This window comes from Micromonospora sp. NPDC049047, from assembly GCF_040649135.1.
Classification (GTDB): Bacteria; Actinomycetota; Actinomycetes; order Mycobacteriales; family Micromonosporaceae; genus Micromonospora.
On the sequence record NZ_JBEZEY010000014.1, the window covers coordinates 112272 to 132442 of the forward strand.

18 protein-coding genes are annotated in these 20171 nt (G+C 70.2%); 3 read left to right on the forward strand and 15 right to left on the reverse strand.

Annotation, left to right across the window (positions count from 1 at the left end):
• Nucleotides 1-196 precede the first annotated feature (196 nt).
• Both AB0B86_RS22000 and AB0B86_RS22005 read left to right on the forward strand, forming a co-directional pair.
• Nucleotides 197-6031 (forward strand): ThuA domain-containing protein, encoded by a 5835-nt coding sequence (locus AB0B86_RS22000; protein ID WP_357419720.1) that lies wholly within the window; start codon nucleotides 197-199, stop codon nucleotides 6029-6031.
• A gap of 72 nt (nucleotides 6032-6103) precedes the next feature.
• Nucleotides 6104-6640 (forward strand): hypothetical protein, encoded by a 537-nt coding sequence (locus AB0B86_RS22005; RefSeq protein WP_357419721.1) that lies wholly within the window; start codon nucleotides 6104-6106, stop codon nucleotides 6638-6640.
• Between the two features lie 68 nt (nucleotides 6641-6708).
• Here the strand turns inward: AB0B86_RS22005 and AB0B86_RS22010 are convergent, their stop codons facing one another.
• From AB0B86_RS22010 to AB0B86_RS22030, 5 genes are all read right to left on the reverse strand, one after another.
• Nucleotides 6709-7914, reverse strand: coding sequence for an MFS transporter (locus AB0B86_RS22010; protein ID WP_357419722.1), 1206 nt, complete (start codon nucleotides 7912-7914; stop codon nucleotides 6709-6711).
• Nucleotides 7915-8193: 279 nt separating this feature from the next.
• Nucleotides 8194-9156: an aldo/keto reductase gene (locus AB0B86_RS22015; protein WP_357419723.1), complete on the reverse strand. Its 963-nt coding sequence runs from the start codon at nucleotides 9154-9156 to the stop codon at nucleotides 8194-8196.
• A 37-nt stretch (nucleotides 9157-9193) separates the two neighbouring features.
• Nucleotides 9194-9994, reverse strand: coding sequence for a nucleotidyltransferase domain-containing protein (locus tag AB0B86_RS22020; RefSeq protein ID WP_357419724.1), 801 nt, complete (start codon nucleotides 9992-9994; stop codon nucleotides 9194-9196).
• Complete coding sequence (locus AB0B86_RS22025; RefSeq protein WP_357412707.1) at nucleotides 9991-11670, reverse strand: ATP-binding cassette domain-containing protein; 1680 nt, start codon at nucleotides 11668-11670, stop codon at nucleotides 9991-9993. Before AB0B86_RS22025 ends, AB0B86_RS22020 begins: the two co-directional genes overlap by 4 nt.
• Before the next feature lie 40 nt (nucleotides 11671-11710).
• Nucleotides 11711-12316 (reverse strand): methyltransferase, encoded by a 606-nt coding sequence (locus AB0B86_RS22030; RefSeq protein WP_357412724.1) that lies wholly within the window; start codon nucleotides 12314-12316, stop codon nucleotides 11711-11713.
• Nucleotides 12317-12419: 103 nt separating this feature from the next.
• On the opposite strand from AB0B86_RS22030, the gene AB0B86_RS22035 reads away from it, so the two are divergent.
• Complete coding sequence (locus AB0B86_RS22035; RefSeq protein ID WP_357419725.1) at nucleotides 12420-13490, forward strand: hypothetical protein; 1071 nt, start codon at nucleotides 12420-12422, stop codon at nucleotides 13488-13490.
• 22 nt (nucleotides 13491-13512) lie between these two features.
• Here AB0B86_RS22035 and truA read toward each other — a convergent pair whose 3' ends face one another.
• From truA to map, 10 genes are all read right to left on the reverse strand, one after another.
• Complete coding sequence (gene truA / locus AB0B86_RS22040; RefSeq protein ID WP_357419726.1) at nucleotides 13513-14343, reverse strand: tRNA pseudouridine(38-40) synthase TruA; 831 nt, start codon at nucleotides 14341-14343, stop codon at nucleotides 13513-13515.
• A 67-nt stretch (nucleotides 14344-14410) separates the two neighbouring features.
• Entirely contained in the window at nucleotides 14411-14968 is a 558-nt protein-coding gene (gene rplQ, locus AB0B86_RS22045) for a 50S ribosomal protein L17 (protein ID WP_357412702.1), read from the reverse strand.
• 34 nt (nucleotides 14969-15002) lie between these two features.
• On the reverse strand, nucleotides 15003-16025 hold the full coding sequence (locus AB0B86_RS22050) for a DNA-directed RNA polymerase subunit alpha (protein WP_007465227.1): 1023 nt from the start codon (nucleotides 16023-16025) through the stop codon (nucleotides 15003-15005).
• Nucleotides 16026-16123: 98 nt separating this feature from the next.
• Nucleotides 16124-16750 (reverse strand): 30S ribosomal protein S4, encoded by a 627-nt coding sequence (gene rpsD / locus AB0B86_RS22055; RefSeq protein WP_030489600.1) that lies wholly within the window; start codon nucleotides 16748-16750, stop codon nucleotides 16124-16126.
• Between the two features lie 13 nt (nucleotides 16751-16763).
• Nucleotides 16764-17171: a 30S ribosomal protein S11 gene (gene rpsK / locus AB0B86_RS22060; protein ID WP_030329919.1), complete on the reverse strand. Its 408-nt coding sequence runs from the start codon at nucleotides 17169-17171 to the stop codon at nucleotides 16764-16766.
• Between the two features lie 89 nt (nucleotides 17172-17260).
• Nucleotides 17261-17641, reverse strand: a complete 381-nt coding sequence (rpsM, locus tag AB0B86_RS22065) for a 30S ribosomal protein S13 (RefSeq protein WP_030329917.1) — start codon at nucleotides 17639-17641, stop codon at nucleotides 17261-17263.
• 210 nt (nucleotides 17642-17851) lie between these two features.
• Entirely contained in the window at nucleotides 17852-17965 is a 114-nt protein-coding gene (rpmJ, locus tag AB0B86_RS22070) for a 50S ribosomal protein L36 (RefSeq protein WP_043965539.1), read from the reverse strand.
• A 91-nt stretch (nucleotides 17966-18056) separates the two neighbouring features.
• Entirely contained in the window at nucleotides 18057-18278 is a 222-nt protein-coding gene (infA, locus tag AB0B86_RS22075; RefSeq protein ID WP_007073013.1) for a translation initiation factor IF-1, read from the reverse strand.
• Between the two features lie 314 nt (nucleotides 18279-18592).
• Nucleotides 18593-19129, reverse strand: coding sequence for a DUF1707 domain-containing protein (locus AB0B86_RS22080; RefSeq protein ID WP_357419730.1), 537 nt, complete (start codon nucleotides 19127-19129; stop codon nucleotides 18593-18595).
• Between the two features lie 105 nt (nucleotides 19130-19234).
• On the reverse strand, nucleotides 19235-20086 hold the full coding sequence (gene map / locus AB0B86_RS22085; protein WP_357419727.1) for a type I methionyl aminopeptidase: 852 nt from the start codon (nucleotides 20084-20086) through the stop codon (nucleotides 19235-19237).
• Nucleotides 20087-20171: the final 85 nt, after the last annotated feature.

A 20171-nucleotide genomic window follows, 5' to 3' on the forward strand; every position in this document is an offset into this window, starting at 1 on the left:
CGGAATGTCGCCTGCCGTTACAGAACCGTTACCCGCCGGCACCTTGCCGGACATTGAACCAGCCGAATTAATTTGTTCAGCGATTCGACAAAATGCCGGTGGGGCACCCTGACGGGGTGTGACCACCGGCTCCATCAGGGAGGGCCTTCGGCGAGCCGACTCCCGCGAGCTCTGTCACTACGACACAGGAGGCGGCGTGTCCCGTTCTCGTCGTGCCCGCGTACCCATCACCGCGACCCTCATCTCCCTCGCCCTCGCCTCGACGACCCTGCTCGGCACGCCCGCGCAGGCCGCCGCACAGGTCCCCCCACGGGAGGCAGCGGCCAAAACCCCGGTCACCCAGGTAGCACCGAAGATGCCCAAGAAGGCCGCCGAGGAACCCTTCTCGGTCCTGGTCTTCTCCAAGACCGCCGCCTTCCGGCACGACTCCATCCCCACCGGTGTCGCCGCGATCCAACAGCTGGGCGCCGACAACGGCTTCACTGTGGACACCACTGAGGACGGCGCCGCGTTCAGCGACGCCAACCTGGCGAAGTACAAGGCCGTGATCTGGCTCTCCACCACCGGTGACGTCCTCAACGCCGAGCAGCAGGCGGCGTTCGAGCGCTACGTGAAGGCCGGCGGCGGTTACGTCGGCATCCACGCCGCCTCGGACACCGAGTACAGCTGGGCCTGGTACGGCGACCTGGTCGGCGCGTACTTCGCCAACCACCCGCAGAACCAGCAGGCCACGGTCAAGGTGGAGGACCACGCCCACCCGTCCACGGCCGAGCTGCCGGACCGCTGGTCCCGGTTCGACGAGTGGTACAACTTCCAGACCAACCCCCGGCCGGACGTCCACGTGCTGGCCAGCCTGGACGAGAAGAGCTACACCCCGGGCGCCGGCGCGATGGGCGCCGACCACCCGACCTCCTGGTGTCAGGACTTCGACGGCGGTCGCTCCTGGTACACCGGCGGTGGACACACCCGGGAGTCGTACGCCGAGCCCGAGTTCCTGTCCCACCTGCTCGGCGGCATCCGGACCGCGGCCGGTGTCGAGGACGCCGACTGCGGCGCCTCGAAGACCTCGAACTTCGAGAAGGTCACGCTGGACAGCAACACCAGCAACCCGATGGAGTTGGACATCGCCCCCGACGGGCGGGTCTTCTACATCGAGCGCGACGGTCGCGTGCAGATCGTGAAGCCGGACACCGGCAGCACCGTCACCGCCGTCGACCTGGACGTCTTCACCGGCAACGAGGACGGTCTGATCGGCATCCGGCTCGACCCGGACTTCGCCACCAACAAGTGGGTGTACCTGTACTACGCGCCGAACGACGGCGTCACCCGCAACCTGCTGTCCCGGTTCACGGTGACCGGCGACACCATCGACCCGGCCAGCGAGAAGCAGGTCCTGCGGGTCGACACGCAGCGCAACACCTGCTGCCACGCGGGCGGCAGCATGACCTTCGACAGCGCCGGCAACCTCTATCTGGCCACCGGTGACAACACCAACCCGTTCGAGTCGAACTCGTACTCGCCGCTCGACGAGCGGCCGGGCCGCCAGGACTACGACTCGCAGCGCACCTCGGCCAACACCAACGACCTGCGCGGCAAGGTGCTCCGGATCCACCCGGAGGACGACGGGACGTACACCGTCCCGAGCGGCAACCTCTTCGCGCCGGGCACCGAGAAGACCCGTCCCGAGATCTACGCGATGGGCTTCCGCAACCCGTTCCGGATCGGCACCGACCCGAAGACCAACACGCTGTACGTCGGTGACTACGGACCGGACGCCAACTCCAACAACCCGGACCGGGGCCCCCGCGGTCTGGTCGAGTGGAACATCGTGACCCCCGGCAACTACGGCTGGCCGTACTGCACCGGGACGAACGAGGCCTACAACGACTACACGTTCCCGTCCGGCCCGAGCGGCCCGAAGTTCGACTGCGCCGCGCCGGTGAACAACTCGCCGAACAACACCGGCCTGACCAACCTCCCACCTGTCGTCCCGGCCACCGTCGACTACGGCTACGCCGGTGACGCGCGGTACCCGGAGATCGGTGGCGGCGGCGCGCCGATGGGCGGTCCGGTCTACCGGTACGACGCCAACCTCAACTCCACCCGCAAGTGGCCGGCCTACTACGACGGCAAGGCGCTGCTCGGCGAGTGGAACCAGAACAAGATGTACACGATGCAGGTGAGCGCCGACGGCAAGTCACTTGTGGACATCAACCAGTTGCTCACCGGCATGAGCATGATCCGGCCGATGGACTTCGAGTTCGGCCCGGACGGCGCGTTGTACCTGATCGAGTGGGGCAGCGGCTTCGGCGGCAACAACGACAACTCCGGCGTCTACCGGATCGACTACACCGCCGGTGACCGTGCGCCGATCGCTGCGGCGTCCGCCAACCCGACCTCGGGTCCGGCGCCGTTGACCGTCACCTTCTCCAGCGCCGGCTCCCGGGACCCGGACGGTGGCGCGCTCACCTACGCCTGGGCCTTCGGCGACGGGCAGACCTCCACCGAGGCGAACCCGACGCACACCTACGCGACGGCGGGCAACTACACCGCCCAGCTCACCGTGACCAACCCGAAGGGCCGTACCGCGGTGGCGAACGTGCCGGTCACCGTGGGCAACACCGCACCGACGGTGACCATCGAGTTCCCGCCGGACGGTGGCTTCTTCAACTGGGGTGACCAGGTCCGTTACACGGTCAAGGTGACCGACCCGGAGGACGGGCAGATCGACTGCGCCAAGGTGAACCTCCAGGTGCTGCTCGGTCACGACGAGCACGCCCACCCGCTTGAGCAGCACACCGGCTGCACCGGCACCGTCCAGACGTCGCTCGCCTCCGGGCACGGCGCCGAGGCGAACGTCTTCGCGGTCTTCGAGGCCACCTACACCGACGAGGGTGGTGCCGGCGGTTCCGGTGCGCTCACCGGCCGGCAGATCGAGGTCCTCCAGCCCAAGCAGAAGCAGGCCGAGTACTTCACCGCCACCGGGCGTACCCCGGTGAGCACCGGCGGCGGCGACGCCGGCGTGCAGCGGGAGGCCGGGGCCGACACCGCGGGTGGCGGCCAGAGCATCGCGTTCATCGAGGACGGTGACTGGTGGTCGGTCGCTCCGGCGAACCTGACCAACATCACCGAGATCCGGTTCCGGGCCGCGTCGGCCGCCGCTGGCGGTCGGATCGAGGTCCACGCCGGTGCTGTCGACGGACCGGTGGTCGCCACGGCAGTCGTGCCGTCGACCGGGGCGTGGCAGACGTACACGGACGTGAGCGCGCCGGTCACCGGTGCCGCGAGCGGTTCGCTGTTCTTCGTGGCCCGCGACCCGAACGGCGGAGCGGGTTCGCTGTTCAACGTCAACTGGATGGACTTCGTCGGCCGCGGTGTCACCGAGAACGCGCCGCCGGTGGTCAGTGCCACGGCCACCCCGGCCACCGGCACCGCACCGGTCACCGTCGCGTTCGACGGCACTGCCACCGACGCCGAGGGCGACACCCCACTGACGTACGCCTGGGACTTCGGTGACGGCGGCACGGCGACCACAGTGGACGCCAGCCACACGTACACCAGCGTGGGAGCCTTCACGGCCACCCTCACGGTGACCGACAGCAAGGGTGCCAAGGCGTACGCCGCGGTGCCGGTGCGGGTGAACGCGCCGGACACGTCCTGCCTCGGGGCGCGTTCGGACGACTTCAACGGCAACACGCTGGACAAGAGCCGGTGGACCACTGTGGTCCGGGAGAACCAGCTCTACTCGCTCAGCGGCGGTGCGCTGAAGCTGCCCACCTCGGTGGGTGACCTCTACGGTGCCCGCAACGACGCCACCAACCTGGTGCTCCAGGCGGCGCCGACCGGTGCCTGGGAGATGACCACCAAGGTCACGCTTCCGGTGACTGCCAACTACCAGCAGGCCGGCCTGCTGGTGTACGGCGACGACGACAACTACGCCAAGGTCGACCTGCTCTACAACGGCAGCCGCCGGGTGGAGTTCATCTCCGAGACGGCCGCCACGCCGCGCAACGAGGCTGCGGACGCCGCCGACGCACCGGCGGGTGACACCGTGTACCTGCGGATCACCAGCGACGGGACGAACCTGACCGCCGCGTTCTCCGGCGACGGGCAGACGTTCACCCCGGTCGGCCGTTCGGCCGCGCTGGCCGGCATCACCAACCCGCGGATCGGGGTCTTCGCCCTCAACGGCGGCACCGAGGCGCCGGTTGTGGACGCCGCGTTCGACTCGTTCGTGGTCACGCCGGACGCCCCGGCCGGCCCGGTCGACCCGTCGGACGAGTTCACCGGCACCTCGCTGGACAAGTGCCGGTGGGACGCCATCACCCGGGAAGACCCGAACGGTTACCGGGTCACCGATGGCGCGCTGCGGATCGACGTGCCCAACGGTGACATCTACGGCACCGACAACACCGGGCCGAAGAACTTCATCCTCCAGACCGCGCCGTCCGGCGACTGGACCCTGGAGACGAAGGTCGACGGCAGCCTGCTGAACGAGCAGTACCAGCAGGCCGGTCTGCTCGTGCAGGCGGATGACGACAACTACCTCAAGTTGGACTTCATCGCGGACAACCAGGCCGGCCAGGCGGTGACGCGGCGGATCGAGTTCCGCAGCGAGATCGCCGGGGCGGTGCAGAACCCGCAGCCGGAGGCGACAAGCCTCACCTCGGCGGTGTGGCACCTGCGACTGGCCCGCACCGGCGACACGTTCACCGCGTCGTACTCGGCCGACGGCACGACCTGGACCGCGTTCGAGACGCTTACCAACAGCGCGGTGGGGGCCACCCCGAAGGTCGGTCTGTTCACCCTCGGCGCCAACCAGACGGCGTCGAAGACCGCCTCGTTCGACTACTTCCGGCTCAGCACGGAGGTGGCGGACGAGACCGCGCCGGTCACCACGGCCGCGGTTTCCGGCACCCCGACCGACGGGTGGTTCACCGGGCCGGTGACCGTCACGCTCACCGCCGCCGACGAGGCCGGCGGCAGCGGACTGGCCGGTACGGAGTACCAGCTGGACGGGGCCACCACCTGGACGGCGTACACCGCACCGGTGGCCATCACCGGCGACGGCGAGCACGAGCTGCGGTTCCGCTCGACCGACAAGGCCGGCAACGTGGAGGAGACGAAGACCGTCTCCGCCAAGATCGACGCCACCGCGCCGGTGACCACTGCGACGTTCGCTCCGGCGAACGACGCCGGCTGGCACAACGGGACGATCCCGGTAGTGCTGACCTCGACCGACGCCGGGTCCGGCGTCAAGACGGTGGAGTGGTCGCTCGACGGTGGCGCGTGGACGCCGTACACGGAGCCGGTCGCGGTGACCGGTGACGGGCAGCACGAGCTGCTGTACCGCGCCACCGACAAGGCCGGCAACGTCGAGACGCTGAAGTCGGCGATCCTGAAGATCGACGGCACCAAGCCGACGCTGCTCGTGTCCGGCATCGCCGACGGCCAGCTCTACGGGGACAGCCAGGACGTTCGGGTGTCCTGGCAGGCCGTCGACCCGACCTCGGGCATCGCCACTGTGGTCGGCACGTTGGACGGCCAGGCGTACACCAGCGGCACCCTGCAGGCCATGTATGAGCTGCCGCTCGGCCTGCACGAGTTGACAGTGACCGCGACCGACAAGGCGGGCAACGCGACCACCTCTGCGGTCCGGTTCTTCGTCACCACCTCGTTCCGAGACATGCAGAACCTGCTGGACCGGTTCAAGGCGACGGGTCGGCTCTCGGCCAAGGCGCACAAGCAGCTGACGGCCAAGCTCGACGCGGCCCGGCAGGCCGAGGCGGCGGGCAACGACAACAAGGCGATCAAGCAGCTGACCCAGTTCCGGGATCTCGCCACCGACGCCACCCTGGTGGCCGAGGCCGAGATCCGGGACACCCTCACCCGGGACGCTGACGCGATGATCGTTCGGCTCGGCGGCACGGCCAGCAAGGCCGGCGTCAAGGCGAACGACGGCGAACCGGTCAAGGGCACCGGGCGGCTCGGTGGCGATGCCACCCGGCTGGCACCCGGTCGCCAGCTCTGATCCGACGAGGCCCCTCCCCGACGCCACGGCGTCGGGGAGGGGCCTCCCCCTTTCGTAGGCGAGGAGATGTCCGTGACGGTTATCCGCAAGGTGTTGGCCGCCGTGTTCGCCGGACTGGCCCTGACCCTGCTCTCCGCTGCCCCGGCGGCGGCGCGGGCCGACAAACTCAAGCTGACGGTGGCCGGCGACGGGGCTCAGGGGGTCACCATCCAGGCCAGCTACACCGATGGCCGACGGCTGGACCGGGTGGTACGACTGGTGCTCACCGCCACCGGGCCGGACGGGCAGAAGGTCGGGCCGGTGCAGCTGGAGCCGCAGCCGGAGGGGCAGGGCTTCTACAGCAGCGGGCCGGTGCTCACCACCGGCACGTGGAAGGTGACTGTGAACTCCCCTGCTCCCCTGACGGCCAAGGCCAGCGCAACGGTGCAGGCCCGGGCCGCACAGTCGCCGCCGGCACCCAAGCCGGTAGCGGTGAACGAGCCGGCGGACGGCGGCAGCGGGGCAGGTGCTGGCTGGTGGCCGTTCGCGGCGGCCGGCCTGGTCCTCGTCGCCGCGGCGATGGGGGTGGCCATGCTGTTCGGCCGCCGCCGCGGGACGTCGGCCGACTGACCGACCCGCTGTCCGAGAAACAGGCGAAACACGTACGCGGTATGCCTGATATTTCTTCAGATTGACCGTCAGACGGGAGTGGAAGCGGCGGTGGGGGTGATGGTGGCGTCGGAGCGCCGGTGACGCAACTCGGTCGGCAGCACCGCCAACGCGATGAGCGCGCCGAACAGGCCCGTCGCGGCGAAGCCCCAGGCCGGTGCGGAGGCGTCGATTACCGCTCCGGCCAGCGGGGCGCCGAGCGCCACCCCCACCGTCATCGCCGAGCCGTGTAGGCCCATCGCCTCACCGCGTACGGTGGCCGGCACCAGGCGGCTCACCGCGTCGGCGGTGGCGGCCACGGTCGGCGCCGTGAGCGCCCCGGACGGCAGCAGCACCAGCGCCAACAGCCACCATTCACCGCTGCCCAGACCGGCCGGAATGGTGACCAGGCCAAGCACCAGAGCAAGGCCCACCGACGACACCGGGCGGGACAGCGCACCGTACGTGAAGCCGCCGAGCAACGAGTACGAGGCCCAGAGCGCCAAGACCACGCCGCTCCAGTCGACCTGACCGGCGTCACGAAGCACCGCTACGACTGTCACATCGGTGCCGGCGATCACCAGTGTGCCGGCCGCGCCACCGGCGAGCAGCCCGATCAGCCGTGGGGTCAGCCACCGCCGACGGGGCTCCGGCTGCTCCGTCGTCTCCTCGTCCCGGGCCCGGGCCGGCGGGTTGAGCACCAGCAGAGTGAGTCCGGTCAGCACGATGCCGCCGCCGACCGCATACATGGCAATGGTGGGCGAGACCATGGTGGCCAGGGCCACCGCCGCCGCCGGTCCGATCATGAAGCTGAGCTCCACCGACATCGAGTCCAGCGCGTACGCCTGACGGCGTCGGGTCGGCGGGACCAGCGCGGCGATCGACTGCCGGACCACGGAGAAGACCGGGATGGTGAGCACGCCGCCGACGAACGCGGCACAGAGCAGAGCCAGGTACGGCAAGGCCGGCGCCGTACCCCAGAACAGCGCCTCGACCGCCGTGGTCAGCAGCAGCATCCGCCGCAGGCCACGCCGGTCGACCAGTCGGCCGAGCAGCGGGGCACCGAGTGCCGAGCCGACAGTCAGCGCAGCCCCGACGAGTCCCGCGGCGAAGTAGCCAAGGCCAAGGTCGAGTACGTGCAACGTGATCGCCACGGCTGTGGCCGCCACCGGCACCCGGGCCAGGATCGCGACCAGCAGGAGTGGTCGCAACCCTGGCAGCGCGAGCGCGTCCCGGTAAGGCTTCAGATCCACCATGCGGCCGACCGTATTACCGGTCCCGGCGGACAGGCGAGCGGTCCAGTCGCACCATCAACAGTGCTCAGAGGCCGATCCCGCCGAGAGAATCACCGCCCCTGGGCGACGTAGAGGGCGACCCCCCCACCGCCCTCCAGAGCCGCGTCAGGATCCTCCGGGAGGACTGTCGACGACAGAAGGGCGATCAGTCAGGCTCGACTTCAGTCGGCTACGTGTGATCTGCGCCACAATTTGCGCCTACGCTCGGCCGCGATCTGCGCCTCGACCTTCAGGGGCTGCTCAGAGAATGGCGCGCAGCGCGGCCAGGTCCTCGTCGCTGGGCTCCCAGGTGCCGGCGGCGGCGTTGGCGCGCACCTGCTCCGGGGTGGTGGCACCGGCGATCACCGAGGTCACCGCCGGCTGGGCGGCCAGCCCACCGATCGCCACCTGGAGCATGGTCACACCCCGCTCGTTCGCGTACGCCTCGATCGCCTCGATGGTGTCCCAGTCGGCGGCGGCGAGCCGCTCCGCGTACCGGCCACCGCCGGAGAGCCGACTGCCGGCCGGCGGCTGAGCCTCGCGCTTGTACTTGCCGGTGAGCAGCCCGTTGGCGAGCGGGAAGAACGGCAGCATGCCGAGGCCGAACCGCTCACAGGCCGGGATGATCTCGGTCTCCACCGACCGCTCCAGCAGGCTGTAGTGGTTCTGCGCGCTGATGAAGCGGGCCCGCCCGTTCGACGAGGCGACCCAGTCCGCGTCGGCGATCTGCCAGCCGGCGAAGTTGGAGTTGCCCAGGTAGCGCACCTTGCCGTCGCGGACCAGGTCGTCCAGGGCGGCAAGGGTCTCGTCGATCGGGGTGCCCGGGTCGGGCTCGTGCATCTGGTACAGGTCGATGTGGTCGGTGCCGAGCCGGCGCAGCGACGCCTCGACGGCGCGGGCGATGTAGCGCCGCGCGCCCCGGGCGCCGAAGTCCGGGCCGTTGAGGCCGTTCATGTCCATGCCGAACTTGGTGGCCACCACCACGTCGTCCCGGCGGCCCTTGAGGGCCTGCCCGAGCAGTTCCTCCGAGCCACCCTGCGGTTCGCCGTAGATGTCGGCGGTGTCGAACAGGTTGATCCCAGCGTCCAGAGCGGCGTCCACCACCGCGCGGGTGCCGTCGAGGTCGAGCTTGCGGCCGAAGTTGTTGCAGCCGATGCCGACCACGGAAACCACGAGCCCGGAGTCGCCCAACCGGCGATAGGTCATCTCAGTCACGAGATCCACCCTATGCCGACCCGGTGCGGGCCACCTCGGCTGCGGCTCAGCCGACCACCTCGGTGACCAGCTCACGGGCGGCGTCGATGGTCGCGGCCAGCTCGGTCGGACTGCTGCCGACGCCACCGAGCAACGCCTGCGCCCGCCGCGCGAACTGCGGAGGTGCCCCCGACAGCAGCCCTGCTGAGGCGATCATTCCCTTCTCGTTGACCAGCCACCGGCGTTCTCTCGCGTGCAGCACCTGAGCGAGCACCCCGACCACCCGGAACAGGCAGCCGGCGACGTACGCGCTGTCCCCGCCGACGGCGGCCTTGGCCGCCCCGTCCAGCAGGAACCCGGCTTCCCAGCCGCCGGCCACCAGCGCGTCGGCCAGCGCGGGCGGATAGTCCCGGGCCTGCCCCTGCAGCCGGGTCAGCTGTCCGGTCGGGTCCGCCAGCACCTGGCACAGCGCCACCTCGCCGACGTAGGCCGACGAGTAGAACCCGAGTGGGTGCCCGGCCTGCACACCGACCTCGTACCGGCCGGCCTGGCAGTCCGCCCAGACGCGGTGCACCCGGTCGAGGTCCCGGTAGATCCAGTCCACTGCGGCCCCGCCGATCCGCAGCCAACCGCCGCCGTCGACCCAGGGACCCCAACCACCCGGGGCGGTGAGCGTGCTTGCTGTGTCGTCGGCGACCGTCGCGGCGACCGCACGCAGCGCCGGGACGTCCAGCTCGCCCCGGTAGTACAGGCCCAGGTCCCAGTCGGAGTCGGGCCGGTGCTCGCCGCGCGCCCGGCTACCACCGAGCGCCACGGCGACCACCCCCGCGACGGCGCACAGCCGGTCGGGCAGGTCGGCCGGGATCACTTGACGTCCCAGACCGGTTCCGGGGTCTCCACCACCTCGCTGTCGCCCCGGAACAGCACGAACCTGTCGAAGGATCGGGTGAACCAGCGGTCGTGGGTGACCGCGATCACCGTCCCCTCGAAGGCGTTCAGGCCCGCCTCCAGGGCCTCCGCGCTGGCCAGGTCGAGGTTGTCGGTGGGCTCGTCGAGCAGCAGCAGCGTCGCCCCAGACAACTCCAGCAGCAGCACCAGGAAACGGGCCTGCTGACCGCCGGAGAGCGTGCCGAACCGCTGGTCGCCCTGGGCGGCCAACTCGTAGCGGCTGAGCACCCCCATCGCCGCGTGGCGGTCCATCCCGGTGCGGTGCTCGTCGCCGCGCCAGAGGATCTCGACGAGCGTCTTCGACATCAGCTCCGGCCGGTCGTGGGTCTGGGAGAAGTGCCCCGGGCGGACCCGCGCGCCGAGGCGGGCCGTACCGTCGTGCGCCACCGGTGCGAGCGCGCCCGCCCCGTCGACCGGCCCGTTGGCCGGGTCGGGGTCGGTGCCACCGCGGGCCAGCAGCCGCAGGAAGTGCGACTTGCCGGTGCCGTTGGCACCGAGCACAGCCACCCGGTCGCCGTACCAGATCTCCAGGTCGAAGGGGTAGGTCAGGCCGTCGAGCTCAAGCTGCTCGCAGACGACCGCGCGCTTGCCGGTCCGCCCGCCGCTCAGCCGCATCCGGATGTCCTGGTCCTTCGGGGGTACGGGCGGCGGCCCGGCCTCCTCGAACTTGCGCAACCGGGTCTGCGCGGCCTGGTAGCGCGAGGCCAACCCGTCGTTGTACGCGGCTTTCTGCTTGTACATCAGCATCAGCTCGCGCAGCTTCTGGTGCTCCTCGTCCCAGCGTCGACGCAGCTCGTCGAGGCGGGCGTGCCGGGCTACGCGGGCGTCGTACCAGCTGGCGAAGCCGCCCGGGTGCACCCAGGCGCTGCCACCCTCGACGGCCACCACCCGGTCGGCGCTCTGGGCCAGCAACTCCCGGTCGTGCGAGACGTACAGCACCGACTTCGTCGACTCGCGCAGTCGCGCTTCCAGCCAGCGTTTGCCGGGCACGTCGAGGAAGTTGTCAGGTTCGTCGAGCAGCAGCACCTCGTCCGGGCCGCGCAGCAGCAACTCCAACGCGAAGCGCTTCTGCTGCCCCCCGGAGAGGGTGCGCACCGGCCGGTCCCGGACGGCGTCCCAGGGCTGGCCGAGCACTATCGTCGCGACGGTGTCGAAGAGCACCTCGGCGTCGTACCCGCCGGCCTCTCCCCAGGCGCCGAGCGCATCGGCGTACGCCAGCTGGGCCTTGCCCGCGGCGTTGCTGAACTTGCCGCGGGCCTCGGCCGCCCGCATGGCCGCCTCGGTCTCGGCGAGCCGGCGACCGGCGGCGCGCAGTGCCGGCGGGGCCAGTGACAATGCCAGGTCGGCGAGCGTCGACTCGTCACCGATCATGCCGATGAACTGCCGCATCACGCCGAGACCGCCGGACCGGGCGACGGCCCCGGTCGCCACCGGGAGGTCACCGGCGACCATCCGCAGCAGTGTCGTCTTTCCGGCGCCGTTCGGCCCGACCAGGGCGACCTTGCTGCCCTCACCCACCCGGAACGACACGTCGGCGAAGAGTTCCCGGCCGTCGGGCAGGACGTGCCCGACCGCTGCCACATCCACGTATCCCACGCCGGGATCCTGCCCCAGCGCGGGCGGCAGGGACATCCAATTACCGGGTGACCCGCAGCACCCGGAAGCCCTTCTGGCTGGCGTACCGCTCGACCTGCAGGCTCTGCTCGGTGAGCCAGCGTTGCAGTGAGTCGCCACCGAGGTGCCGGGCGACGACCAGCCAGCCGACGCCGTCCGGGGCGAGTCGGGGCAGCCAGCGCAGCAGCAGCTCGTGCAGCTCGTCCTTGCCGATCCGGATGGGTGGGTTGGACCAGATCTGGGCGAACCGGATATCCGCCGGCACGTCGTCCGGGGCGCGCACCCGGACGCGGTCGGCGGCGTCGACCCTTGCCGCGTTGGCGGCGGTCAGTTCGCGGGCGCGGGCGTTGACGTCGACCGCCCAGACCGTGCTCGCCGGTGCCAGGTCGGCAAGTACGCAGGCGATCGGGCCGAACCCGCAGCCGAGGTCGAGCAGGTCACCGGCGGTGTCGGTGGCGGGCAGCTCGGCCTTTCGCAGGAGTACGGCCGTGCCGGGGTCGAGGCGGCTGGCGGAAAAGACGCCGCCGGCCGAGACGAGTCGGTAGTCGCGGTCGGCGACGGAGAACTCGACCTCCCGCGACGGAGCGTCGCTTGCGGGCTGAGCGGTGAAGTAGTGGTCGCCGGTCACGCCGGCAATTCTCGCACCGGCCCGGGCCGACCAGGACGCGACCCACGCGCACATTTCCCTAATATTACCCCCTAAAGGGACAATCACTCTTACTCTGGGCGTCATGGTGTATCGGTACGAGTCCGATGAGGACGCTTTCGCGGAGTACCCGGAGCCCGGGTCCGACCTGTCGGTGTTCGGCGCCGGTCCGCCCCCACCGGCGGGACCGTCTCCGTCCCGCTTCCCCACGCCGTCGCTGCCCCGGCCGAACCAGCTCGCGCTGCCGTCGACGCAGCCCGCGCCGGCCCGCGCCCAGGTTTCGCCCGCGCCGACTCGTACCGAGATCCCGCCCGCCCCGCCCCGCAGCCAGGTCTACACCTCCGCCGTCGCGGCGCACCCCAGAGACCGGCGCGCTGGTGGCCGGCTGTGGCAGGTGCTGATCGGCGGCGCGGCAGTCCTGGTGCTGCTCGCGCTCTGCGGCCTCGGTGCCGCCGCGCTGCTCGACGAGCGCAACGGGCAACCGACGGCCGACCCGACGTACCAGCCGAACGCCGCGCCGACGTCCGCCGCAGCGGAACGGCTGGCCCTCGACTCCCGAGAATCCGACCAGGCCCCGCTCACCGCCAAGGAACTCTTTCCCGGCAAGGAACTGAACGTCACCGCCGGCCAACCGAGCTACCAGGTACTCAAGACCCAGTCCAGCGGCAGCTGCGCAGTCGCCACCACCGGCGAGGTCGCCGACCTGCTGACCCTCCTCGGCTGCAACCAGGTCGTCCGGGCCACCCTGCGGACGCCCGACGGCGCCCACCTGGTCACCGCCGGGTTGTTCAACCTCACCGACAAGGTAAGCGCGGAACGGGCCCGGGACCGGATCCGCCCCCTGCTGGACGAGCGGCAGGGCCGCTTCCGTGGCCTCACCGCCGAGGACGGTGACGGCACCGACGTACTGGCCAGCGCGCCCGCCCGGGTCGGCTGGCAGGTACGCGGTCACTACCTGGCGTACGCCCTGGTGGTCCGCGGGGACGGGGCGGCGATCAAGGCGGGTGACACCACGGTCCGCGAGATCCTGTTCGACATGATCGAGCTGCACCTCAGCCGGGGCGTCCTGCAACAGCGGGCCGACGGTGGCACTGCCGCCCAGCCGACGCCGGAGTCCTCCGCCAGCAGCGCCGACGAGGATCTGCCCGGCGAGTGAGCACTCGCCACATCGTCGGCGTTCAGCCCTCGACCGGGACCCGGAGTCGACGGGTGAGGTCGGCCCGGCGGGCGTACTCGGACGGGTCGTCGGGGTAGCCGACCGCGACCAGGGTCAGCCCGTGCGCGGGCGCCACAGTCACCTCGCTTGAGCGCTCCTGTCGGGCCAGTAGGCTGCCCGGCCACTCGACCGGGCGGCGGCCGTCCCCGGCCACCAGCATCGCCCCCACCAGGCTGCGCACCATCGCCTGGCAGAACGCGTCGGCCTGCACCGTGGCGACCAGGATCCCGTCCGGGTCGCGACGCCAGTCCAGCCGGGTCACCTCGCGCCACGTTGTCGCGTTCTCCTTGCGCCGGCAGTACGCGGCAAAGTCGTGCTCACCGACCAGCCCGGCCGCGGCGGCATTCAACGCGGCCAGGTCCAGCGGCTTCGGCCAGGCCAGCACCTCGTGCCGGCGCAGCGGCTCCGCGCCGAAGGGCGCATCGGTGACCCGGTACTCGTAGCGCCGGAAGGTGGCCGAGAACCGGGCGTCGAAGTCGGCCGGCACCTCGGTCATCGCGCGTACCCGCACGTCGGTGGGGAGCAGCCGGGCCAGGCGCCGGAGCAGCCGCCCCTCGTGCTCCCGCCACACGTCGGCAGGCAGGTCCAGGTGGCACACCTGCCCGGTGGCATGCACGCCCGCGTCGGTGCGGCCGGCCACCGTCAGCCCGGTGACCGTGCCGGCGCCGAGGACCAGGTCCAGGGTCTCGACGAGCACCCCGGCGACGGTGCGGCGGGTCGGCTGCGCGGCCCAGCCGGAGAAGTCAGTGCCGTCGTACGAGACGTCCAGCCGCAGCCGGATCCGCTCGTCCACCTCGTACCTCCTGTTACGGATCGGGCCCGGCACCCCGATGGGGTGCCGGGCCCGACAATGCCCTGGATCAGGCCTTGTTCTCGGTGGCCTCGTCGCTGTCCTCGCGGGCGGCGGCGGTGTCACCGGACGCCGACACCGGCGCCTCGGAGTCCTGGTCGGCCGAGGCCGACTGCGGGGTCTCGTCGGCCGGGGCGAGCGCCTCGACCTTGTCCTGCTGCGCGGCCTTGCGGGCGGCGGTCTTCTTGTTCACCTTGGGCTCGGCGACCTGAAGCTCTTCCACCAGCTCGATGATCGCCATCGGCGCGTTGTCACCCTTGCGCGGACCGGTCTTCACGATCCGGGTGTAACCGCCGGGGCGGTTGGAGTACCGGGGCGCGATCTGGTCGAACAGGGCGTAGACCACGTCCTTGTCCTTGACGACACCCAGCACCCGCCGCCGCGAGGCGAGGTCACCGCGCTTGGCCTTGGTGATGAGCTGCTCGGCCAGCGGACGCAACCGGCGGGCCTTCGTCTCGGTGGTCTGGATCTTGCCGTGCTGGAACAGCGCGGTCGCCAGGTTGGCGAGCATCAGCCGCTCGTGCGAGGGGCTGCCGCCGAGGCGGGGGCCCTTGGTGGGCGTGGGCATTGTTGGTGCTCCTCAGTTGTGGCGGCAGCGCGGACTAGAGCTGCTCGGTCTCGCGGTAGTCGTCGGTGTCGTAGTCGGCCTCGCCGAAGGTGTCCACGACGTGCGCCGGGTCGAAGTTCGGAGCCGAGTCCTTCAGCCCGAGACCCATCCCGGCGAGCTTCATCTTGACCTCGTCGATCGACTTCTGCCCGAAGTTGCGGATGTCGAGGAGGTCGGCCTCGGTACGCCCGATGAGCTCACCAACGGAGTTGATGCCCTCGCGCTTGAGGCAGTTGTAGGAGCGGACGGTGAGGTCCAGCTCCTCGATCGGCAGAGCGAGGTCCGCCGCCAGCTGGGCGTCCTGCGGGGACGGCCCGATGTCGATGCCCTCGGCGGTCTCGTCCAGCTCCCGGGCCAGCCCGAACAGCTCCACGAGCGTCGAACCGGCGGAGGCCAGCGCGGTACGCGGACCCATCGACGGCTTGGTCTCGACGTCGATGATCAGCCGGTCGAAGTCGGTGCGCTGCTCGACACGGGTCGCCTCGACGCGGTAGGTCACCTTCAGCACCGGCGAGTAGATCGAGTCGACCGGGATCCGGCCGATCTCCGCGCCGGACTGCTTGTTCTGTGCAGCCGTCACGTAGCCCCGGCCCCGCTCGACGGTCAGCTCCATGTCGAGCCGGCCCTTGCCGTTCAGGGTGGCGAGCTTGAGATCCGGGTTGTGCACCGAGACGCCGGCCGGCGGCTGGATGTCGCCCGCGGTCACGTCGCCCGGGCCCTGCTTGCGCAGGTACATGCTGACCGGCTCGTCGTGCTCGGAGCTGACGCACAGCTCCTTGATGTTCATGACGAGCTCGACCACGTCCTCCTTGACACCGGGGATCGTGGTGAACTCGTGCAGCACACCGTCGATCTTGATCGAGGTGACGGCCGCGCCCGGGATCGACGACAGCAGCGTACGCCGCAGCGAGTTACCCAGGGTGTAGCCGAAGCCCGGCTCGAGCGGCTCGATGGCGAACCGCGACCGGGTCTCGTTGATCGACTCCTCGGAGAGGGAGGGTCGCTGGCTGATGAGCATCTTTTCTCTTCTCTTCCGGGGCGCCCGCTATTTGACGCCCACGACACAAACTGTTCCGGTGGCCCGCCCCGAAGGGCGGGCCACCGAACGAGCTCGGACTACTTGGAGTAGAGCTCGACGATCAACTGCTCCTGGACCTGCGTGTCGATGACCTGCCGGGCCGGGAGGGAGTGCACGAGCACCTTCATCTGGCTCGGGATGGCCTCAAGCCACGCCGGAACCGTCTTCGAGCCGGCCTGGGCCTGCGCGACGATGAACGGGGTGAGCTCCTTGCTCTTGCCCCGAACCTCGATGATGTCGTGCTCCTTGACGCGGTACGACGGGATGTCGACCTTCTTGCCGTTCACCGTGAAGTGACCGTGCTTGACCAGCTGGCGGGCCATGTCCCGCGAGTGGGCGTAGCCGGCCCGGTAAACGACGTTGTCCAGCCGCGACTCGAGGATCTGCAGGAGGACCTCACCGGTCTTGGCCTGCTTGCCAACGGCTTCCTCGTAGTAACCGCGGAACTGCTTCTCCAGCACGCCGTAAACCCGGCGGGCCTTCTGCTTCTCGCGGAGCTGGAGCAGGTACTCCGTCTCCTTGGTGCGGCCGCGGCCGTGCTGCCCGGGCGGGAACGGCCGGGACTCGAACGGGCACTTCGGACCATCGCACTTGCTGCCCTTGAGGAACAGCTTCATCTTCTCCCGCCGGCAACGGCGGCAGTCTGCACCGGTGTAACGAGCCATCTCTCTCTACCTCTCAGACCCGGCGACGCTTCGGCGGACGGCATCCGTTGTGCGGCTGCGGGGTGACGTCGGCGATCTGCCCGACCTCGAGGCCCACGGCCTGCAGCGAACGGATGGCGGTCTCCCGGCCGGAGCCGGGGCCCTTGACGAACACGTCGACCTTGCGCATGCCGTGCTCCATGGCGCGACGCGCGGCAGCCTCGGCGGCCAGCTGCGCGGCGAACGGAGTCGACTTGCGGGAGCCCTTGAAGCCCACCTGGCCAGCGGAGGCCCAGGAGATGACCGCACCGGTCGGGTCCGTGATGGACACGATGGTGTTGTTGAACGTGCTCTTGATGTGCGCCTGCCCGTGGGCGACGTTCTTGCGTTCCTTGCGCCGGACCTTCTTTACAGCGGCTCCGGCACGAGCCTTCGGTGGCATAAGTCTGTGCGCTCCTAGTTGACTTTCCGGATCGGGCCGGACGGTCCGGTCTTCCTAGACCCGACATCGACCCGAATTCCGGTCAAGAACTACTTCTTGCCGGGCTTCTTCTTGCCGGCGACGGTCCGCTTCGGGCCCTTGCGGGTCCGGGCATTGGTCTTGGTCCGCTGGCCACGCACGGGCAGGCCCCGGCGGTGCCGGATGCCGGCGTAGCAGCCGATCTCAACCTTGCGGCGGATGTCAGCGGCGACCTCGCGGCGCAGGTCGCCTTCAACCTTGTAGTTGCCCTCGATGTGGTCGCGGAGCTGCACGAGCTCCTCGTCCGTGAGGTCCCGAGCGCGCTTGTCCGGCGAGATGCCGGTAGCGGCGAGTGTCTCCAGGGCGCGGGTGCGACCGACCCCGAAGATGTAGGTGAGCGCGATCTCCAACCGCTTTTCGCGGGGGAGATCCACGCCGACTAGACGTGCCATGTGCGGGCGTACTCCTCGTGATGTGTGGCGGAGGTGTGGACCCGTCCCATCCCGCTACCGGCCGTCCCGTCTTTCCGACGCGGTGAGCGCCGGCGACCGGGATCGGTCGCTGCCCGAGCGGGCCCCGGCCTCCGACCGGGGGTCAGCCACGAAGGAGTACGACTCGCGTACCGCTCGCGGCTGGGACGAGCATGTGTGATGTGGGCTGAGTCAGCCCTGGCGCTGCTTGTGGCGCGGGTCGCTGCAGATGACCATGACCCGGCCGTGCCGGCGGATTACCCGGCACTTGTTGCAGATCCTCTTGACGCTCGGCTTGACCTTCACGGTTGCCTTACTTCCCATCTGGCCCGGGGACGCGCGATGCGCGATGCCGGACGTCGAAGACGGACACGGGACTTCCCGGCCGTCGTCAGGACTACTTGTAGCGGTAGACGATGCGCCCGCGGGTCAGGTCGTACGGCGAAAGTTCGACGACGACCCGGTCCTCCGGAAGAATGCGGATGTAGTGCTGCCGCATCTTGCCGCTGATGTGAGCCAACACCTTGTGGCCGTTCGCGAGCTCTACCCGGAACATGGCGTTCGGCAGGGGCTCGATGACCCGACCCTCGATCTCAATGGCTCCGTCTTTTTTCGGCATGTCCTCCGCTGTCCTGACGTCGATTACTCCGGGCGGCCCACAACGTCTTACACGGAAATCTGACCAGAATCAGAAGACCGCGCCAGCCGCGGCTCCAGGTCCCACCGAAGCGCAGGGTGGGCATGCCGGAGTGGACGCTGTGCGCCGATCTGAAAGTGTACGCCGGCCTGCACGCGCACGCCAAACCGGCCACCCACCCCAACCCGCACCCTCCCGTTGATCATGAAGTTATTGTCACGACACGCCGCCCGAGGTGACGCTAACTCCATGATCAACGCGCGGTGCGGCGGGACGCGCGTGGGTGGGTGGGTGGATCAGGTGGCGGGGGGTGGGTTGTCTGGTTCGTTGGCGCGGAGTTCGCGTTTGCGCTCCCGCTTCACCCGCTTGCGCTCCCGCTCGATCGCCTGGCGCCTGGGCTCTCCCCCGGCCAGCCCGCCGACGGTCCGGAGCAGCAGTACCGCCCCCCACGGCCCGGCCACCCAGATCGGCCAGAAGTAGAGCAGTTCCCAACTCAGCAGCGAGGTCACGCCCCAGACGGTCCCCACTATGGCGAGCACCCTCAGGTACGGCCACCACACCTCGCCCAGCCAACGACTTGTGTCGCCGAGCGCGAACGAGGCGAGCCGACCGGTGGACGGCTGGGCCGTCGGGCTGGCCGACCGCAGCGCCGGCTGCGACGGGGGCGGCACCGGTGGCAGGTCGACCAGCAGCGTGTCCAGCTCGGCGTACGTGCGCGCGGCGTAGGCCCGTTGCAACCGCTCGTCGTACTCGTGCAGGTCCAGACGACCCTCGTTGAGGGCGGCCCGCAGCCGTTCGGCCACCGCCTCGCGGTCCGCGTCCGCCGCTCGCATCCTGTCGCGCCCGTCCATGCCGGCAAGCATGCCACCGGCACGCCAGCCACGCCGTACCCCAGGGCTCGGTCGATCATGAAGCCGGCCACGGCACCGGCCGGGGTGCTAGGGGGTTATCGAGGCCGCGGGTTGGCGGGCGGTCACCAGGTCGCCCAGGCGGGCGCGACCCCCGTCGAAGGCCGTGAGCACCCAGACGCCGTCGGGCAACAGCGCCATCGAGTGCTCGACGTGCGCCGCGATGGAGCCGTCCCGGGTGACCACCGTCCAGCCGTCGGCCAATTCGACGGTACGCGGGGACGCCATCGTGATCATCGGCTCGATGGCCAACGCCATGCCGGGCACCAGACGCGGGCCCTTGCCCGGCCGGCCCAGGTTGAGCACGTGCGGGTCCTGGTGCATCTCGGTGCCGATGCCGTGCCCACCGTAGCCGTCCACGATGCCGTACCGGCCGCCCTTACGGACCGCGCTCTCCACCGCGTGCGAGATGTCGGTGAGCCGGCCCTTACCGCTCGCCGCGCCGCGGGCGGCGGCGGCGATGCCGGCCCACATGGCGTCCTCGGCGACCTCTGCCATCTTCAGCAGTGCCGGGTCGACATCGCCGACCCCGACGGTGATGGCGGAGTCGCCGTGCCATCCGTCAAGCACCGCACCGCAGTCGATCGAGATCAGATCACCGGCCTGAAGCACCTGCTCCGGCGACGGGATCGCGTGCACGATCTGCTCGTTGACCGACGAGCAGATCGACGCCGGGAAACCGTGGTAGCCCTTGAACGACGGCACGCCACCCGCCTCGCGGATGGTCGACTCGGCGATGGCGTCCAGATCGGCGGTGCTCACACCGGGGGCGACAGCCTCGCGCATCCGGCGAAGCGCCTCGGCGACCACCAGACCGGCGGCCCGCATCTTCTCGATCTGGTCAGGGGTCTTCAGCTGGATGTCCAGCTGGGGACGACGCATGGAGCGATTACCTTTCGTGGCCGTTCAGCGGGGCACGTCACGCGTACCCCGCTGTTCGCACTCTATCCGCCGTGGTCCGGCGAGA

Coding starts and splice junctions, on each gene's coding strand:
- AB0B86_RS22010 (WP_357419722.1), bottom strand. CDS start 7,914: ATGGTGGATCTGAAGCCTTACCGGGACGCGCTCGCGCTGCCAGGGTTG.
- AB0B86_RS22035 (WP_357419725.1), top strand. CDS start 12,420: ATGGTGTATCGGTACGAGTCCGATGAGGACGCTTTCGCGGAGTACCCG.
- rplQ (WP_357412702.1), bottom strand. CDS start 14,968: ATGCCCACGCCCACCAAGGGCCCCCGCCTCGGCGGCAGCCCCTCGCAC.
- AB0B86_RS22050 (WP_007465227.1), bottom strand. CDS start 16,025: ATGCTCATCAGCCAGCGACCCTCCCTCTCCGAGGAGTCGATCAACGAG.
- rpsD (WP_030489600.1), bottom strand. CDS start 16,750: ATGGCTCGTTACACCGGTGCAGACTGCCGCCGTTGCCGGCGGGAGAAG.
- rpsK (WP_030329919.1), bottom strand. CDS start 17,171: ATGCCACCGAAGGCTCGTGCCGGAGCCGCTGTAAAGAAGGTCCGGCGC.
- rpsM (WP_030329917.1), bottom strand. CDS start 17,641: ATGGCACGTCTAGTCGGCGTGGATCTCCCCCGCGAAAAGCGGTTGGAG.
- infA (WP_007073013.1), bottom strand. CDS start 18,278: ATGCCGAAAAAAGACGGAGCCATTGAGATCGAGGGTCGGGTCATCGAG.
- AB0B86_RS22080 (WP_357419730.1), bottom strand. CDS start 19,129: ATGCGAGCGGCGGACGCGGACCGCGAGGCGGTGGCCGAACGGCTGCGG.
- map (WP_357419727.1), bottom strand. CDS start 20,086: ATGCGTCGTCCCCAGCTGGACATCCAGCTGAAGACCCCTGACCAGATC.